The organism is Streptococcus oralis subsp. dentisani, assembly GCF_002096335.1.
Classification (GTDB): domain Bacteria; phylum Bacillota; class Bacilli; order Lactobacillales; family Streptococcaceae; genus Streptococcus; species Streptococcus oralis_Z.
Genome location: NZ_NCUW01000020.1, coordinates 1 through 4605, shown reverse-complemented (window position 1 = coordinate 4605; position 4605 = coordinate 1). Strand labels below are relative to the sequence as shown.

Below are 4605 nucleotides of genomic sequence, written 5' to 3'. Positions count from 1 at the left end.
ACACAAAAGGCCCCCTTGTTGCTAAGGGAGCCTTTCTATATATCCTAATGAAGCAGATGATTTTACCTAATCTCTTCTTAAGAATTGATCTAAATAGTAATTGAAGTAGGTTTTGCGACCTGTAATCACGACCGCTCGCCCCTCAATACCATAACGCAATTTCTCAGCCTGTTCATCCGTTAAGCTCGTTTCAGCCTCTACTTTAAAGAAGTTGCCTTTTTCGGTCTTTGTCGCATTGCCGTCAATATTAGAAATGGTAGACGTGAGAACAAATTCCTTATTGTTTTCATCCAAGGCAGTGAAACGGATGGTCTCTCCCTGTTTAAGGCTAGAGACATCTTTTGAAGTCACATAAGTTGTGATGGTTACCTTCTTTTCTGTCGTCAAAACAGGATATAACTGGGCCAAGATCTTGCCTTCGGGAACCAAATTAGCCCCAGCAGTTTCAGGATTCAGGTGGAGAACCCCGTCTTCCATCGCTGTAATGGCCCCTTTTTGTGTGATTCCTCCCTGTACTTTGAGATTATTTTCAACCTCTAAAAGCTTTTGATTTAGGGCGGTCAACTCTTGTCCGACCTTTGCCAACTGTTGAGCTTTCAAGGACTCAAGCTGACTATCCAAACTACCAGAGTAGGCCTGTTGTGCACCTGAGCCCGCATATTGAACTCGATAACTGGCCAGAGCGGATTCAAATTGGGCAATCTGGCTGTCAATCTGTGCAATGACTTGACTCTTGAGCTGTCCTTGACTATCAGAAGCAGCCTGCGCCGCATAGGATTGATAAATACTATAGCCAGCGTTGCTTGAAGGAACACTGGTTCCATTTTGAATGGCATTTTTTAATGTTTGATAGTCCGACAATTTGGCATTGGTTTCCTCGATGAGATTTCCAAGTTCAGCTTGGGAACTGCTGGCAGCTGAATTTTGAGAGGCAATATTGGAATTCTGTTGTTCCGTATTACTACGGATGCTGGCAGCTTGGTTTTTATAGTCATTAAAGACCTGTTCATAGCCAAAGCGATCTTCCCCCGAAGCAAACTGGCTAGTTCCTGTCTTCAGACTTTCCTGCAATAATTCCAATTGTCGTTTTTGTTCTTTCAAGGTTTCTACTTGGGAGGAGAAGGTGTCTTTTTGAGTGTTTTCACTGTCAGAATGATACTGAACCAAGAGGTCCCCTTTTTTGACCACCTTATTTTCCTCTAGATTATTAGTGACAATTGCATTATTGCTGGTTGACTGGATTGTTGCCAGGATCTTACTCGGTTCGATAGAGGCAGCAGAGGTAATCGTGATTTCCTTTTTCGCAAAGAGAGAGAATAAAACCACAAAAATCAACAAGAAGAAAGTCGGCAAAATCACGCGTACAGAAAAGTTGGAATATCTACGATTATAAAATTCAGCACTCTCTAAGTAATGTTCTTCCATCTTCTTTCTCCCTTCTAACTATTGACCAGATGAGCATAGAAGCCATCCTGAGCAAGCAATTCTTCGTGTGTTCCTTGTTCGACGATTTCCCCCTTGTCCAGAACGACCACTTTTTCAGACCGCTCCGCAATGGTCAAGCGATGGGCGATGAATATAATGGTCTTGTCCAACTCCAAGAGATTGTCGATAATCTTTTTCTCTGTCAGGATATCCAGATTGCTGGTTGCCTCGTCGAGAATTAAAACAGGAGCATCGGTCAAAAGAGCCCGAGCCAAGGCCAAGCGCTGACGTTGACCACCTGAAATCCCTGTCCCGTCTGATGTCAACTCTGTTTGGTAATTCAAAGGCATCCGTTCAATGTCTTCTCGAATCTCCGCAATTTCCAGCGCCCGAATGATTTCTTTCTGAGTCGTTCCAGGTTTGGCACCTAAGAGAACATTCTCCAAAATGGTACCATTAAAGACATAAGGCTGTTGTGGCAAGTAGTTGATATGGCGGCGCAAGACATGCTTGTCAATCTGATTGAGATTGGTATTGTTAATCAGAATTTCTCCTTCGTTTGGGTCGTAGAAGTTGACAATCATCTTGGCAAGGGTCGTCTTTCCAGAACCAGAAATGCCCACAAAGGCCACCTTACTGCCTCGTTCAATGGTCAAATTGATGTCTGATAAGACATTTCGCCCATAGCCGTATTTATAGCTGACCTGTTTCAACTCAATGTCACCCTTGGTCATGCTTAAATCACGAATCGCTTTTTTATCCATAAATTCAGAGTCAACCAAATAGACCTCGTTCAAGCGGTTATTGGCCACTTGGGCTGTCTGGAGTTTGGTTTGTAGGTTGATGATGTTTTCTAGTGGATTTGTGAAATAAGCTAGCAAGGTATTATAAGTAATTAGTTGCCCTAGGGACATTTTATTGTCCATTACCAGAAGGGCTCCCATCCAAAGAATGGCAATATTCAATAGGAGCTGAGCCGTTTTCTTCAAGCCCATTTGAATATTTTCCATCCGACTGTAGGCAAATGATTTTTTCAGATAGTCCACAAATTCTCTGTCAATCTTTTGGTAACGGTAGTTTTCACTCGTCAAGGACTTGATTGTTTCAATCCCATTGATGTCTTCAATAATGGAAGAGGAGAGAATGGCATTGGATTCCATGGTGTCCCGATTCATCTTCTCAAATGGTTTCATAAAAGCAAAAATCACGACGATATAAATCGGTAGCGAGAGAAGACTGATAAAGAAGAGATTAAAGTTTTGTGAGAACAAAACAATGGCCATGACAATCACAATCGAAACATCTAGAAAGATGGAGAGAATGGTACTGGCTAGGGCATCAATGATACTATTGGCATCATTAAAGCGTGAGACAATTTCCCCAGTTCTTCTGGTCGCAAAAAAGGACATGGGGAGATGGAAGACATGCTTGATATAGGACAAAATCACATCAATCGAAAGGCGTTGTCCCAAAATAAGAAGCAGGTAGCTCTGAGCATAGGTCAGAATCTGTTGTAAGATATAGACAACTACCAAGCCTAAAGAGATAATCCCTAAGGTATTGCGCATCTGATTGGGGACATAGGTATCGATGATTCCTTGAAGATAGTAGGAGCCGACGATATTGATAATCGTAACCAATAAAGTAGCGATAACGATATTGGCAATCAAACCTTTTTGTTTCATTAAGATGGGAACAAAGGACCAGAGGCCGTTTTTCTGTTCCTTATGAGGCTTGTATTCAGGGGCAGGAGCAATAAAAATAGAAACTCCTGTCCACTCTTGGGCAAACTGTTCCTTGGAAAGTTTGGTCATTTTAACAGCCGGATCGGGGTCAGCAATATGAACTGAATGTTTGTCATGACCCGTCACGACATAGTAGTGAAGTAATTTTTTATCCTTGATGACATGAGCGATAAAAGGGTAGACGACCCCTTTCATGTCAAATAAAGACATATCCGCTTTCAAGGCTCGTGTTTCAAAACCTAATTCTTCTGAGACTTTTACCAGTCCAAAAGCGGTTGTTCCTCGTAAGGTTGTCTTGGCCATTTCACGCAAGCTGGCCAAAGAGTAGTAGGAGCCATAGTAACCATAAATCATGGCAAGGGCTGCCACACCACAATCTCTTGCGTCAACTTGAGCTCTATAATGACGCTTTGTAAATCTCATACAAACTCCTTTATTCACAAAAGTATGGATGCCTTATGAAGGGAAAGTCTTCATAAAGGTTTTGGGGAGTTAGGAAACTCCCTCTATACTAGCTTTCTCCAGAAAAACAAACTCAGAAAGAGGAGAAAAGACGAAAGTAACTAATTCTATCATACACTAATGTGGCTTATTTTTCCAATGGTATCAATCGTTTTAAAGATATTGATCCGAGATAGGCTTGGGCCCGCTTTCACATGAAAAAGCCTCTTGTCCCAATCAAGACGAACAAGAGGCTCTCTGTCGAAGACAAACTATTAGTTAAAAACGTCTGGGCTTGCAGCGCCACCGTTGTTAGCACCACCACGGTTGCTAGAACCAGCACCTGATCCAATTCTACCTCTGATGCGACCGTATGCACGGATAGCAAGTCCACGTACAGTGCGACCAACTTCACGACCGATATCAAATACGGCACGAACAAGGTCACCGCCGACCCAACCACCTTCTACTTCAACCAATTCAGCTTCAGAAAGTGGCATAAATTTTTGATCCAATGATTTAAAATCTTTGTTCATGAAATTCACCTTTTCTATTTAAGATACTAAATTAGCTAAAAAGCCCTACAAAGAAACCTGAAAGTAGTGATCCACCCAAGATAGCCAAAGAAACTGTGAATACATCAACAGGGACACCGTAGAATGACCATCCACCGTCGATCATCATCATTTCTTCATCAGTCAAGGCAACAAATTGGTTGTCCATCATAGCAAAGTTTTCCATAAAAGTTCTCCTTTTATTAATATGTTGTTCTTAGTTGGAGGAAAGCCCTCTCAACTCGACACTTACATTATACAATAGGAAGGGCTTTCTGTCAACTGAAATAAGAAGATAAGAGCTAAAAAATTGAGCCTATATCTTAGGTGAAATCTGGGTGAGGAGGGATATTTCCTTCAGAGGTTGGAAAGGTTTTTTTCTATCATTTGTCTAGTCAGCTACAGTCCCTCAAAAGTTAGATTTTCCTGTTTAATTTTTT

Annotated in this window: 4 protein-coding genes; all 4 read right to left on the bottom strand. The window is 41.7% G+C overall.

Annotated elements, in window-relative coordinates; translation table 11 throughout:
* Window positions 1-66: 66 nt before the first annotated feature.
* A complete protein-coding gene (locus B7709_RS00280) occupies window positions 67-1425 on the bottom strand; it encodes a bacteriocin secretion accessory protein (protein WP_084970756.1) in 1359 nt (452 codons plus the stop codon).
* Between the two features lie 14 nt (window positions 1426-1439).
* Window positions 1440-3593: a peptide cleavage/export ABC transporter ComA gene (comA, locus tag B7709_RS00275; RefSeq protein ID WP_084970754.1), complete on the bottom strand. Its 2154-nt coding sequence runs from the start codon at window positions 3591-3593 to the stop codon at window positions 1440-1442.
* 293 nt (window positions 3594-3886) lie between these two features.
* Window positions 3887-4147 carry a hypothetical protein gene (locus B7709_RS00270; protein ID WP_084970752.1) on the bottom strand — a complete coding sequence of 87 codons (261 nt, stop codon included), beginning with the start codon at window positions 4145-4147 and terminating at the stop codon, window positions 3887-3889.
* A 31-nt stretch (window positions 4148-4178) separates the two neighbouring features.
* Window positions 4179-4352 (bottom strand): class IIb bacteriocin, lactobin A/cerein 7B family, encoded by a 174-nt coding sequence (locus B7709_RS00265; protein WP_061454638.1) that lies wholly within the window; start codon window positions 4350-4352, stop codon window positions 4179-4181.
* Between the last annotated feature and the right edge of the window lie 253 nt (window positions 4353-4605).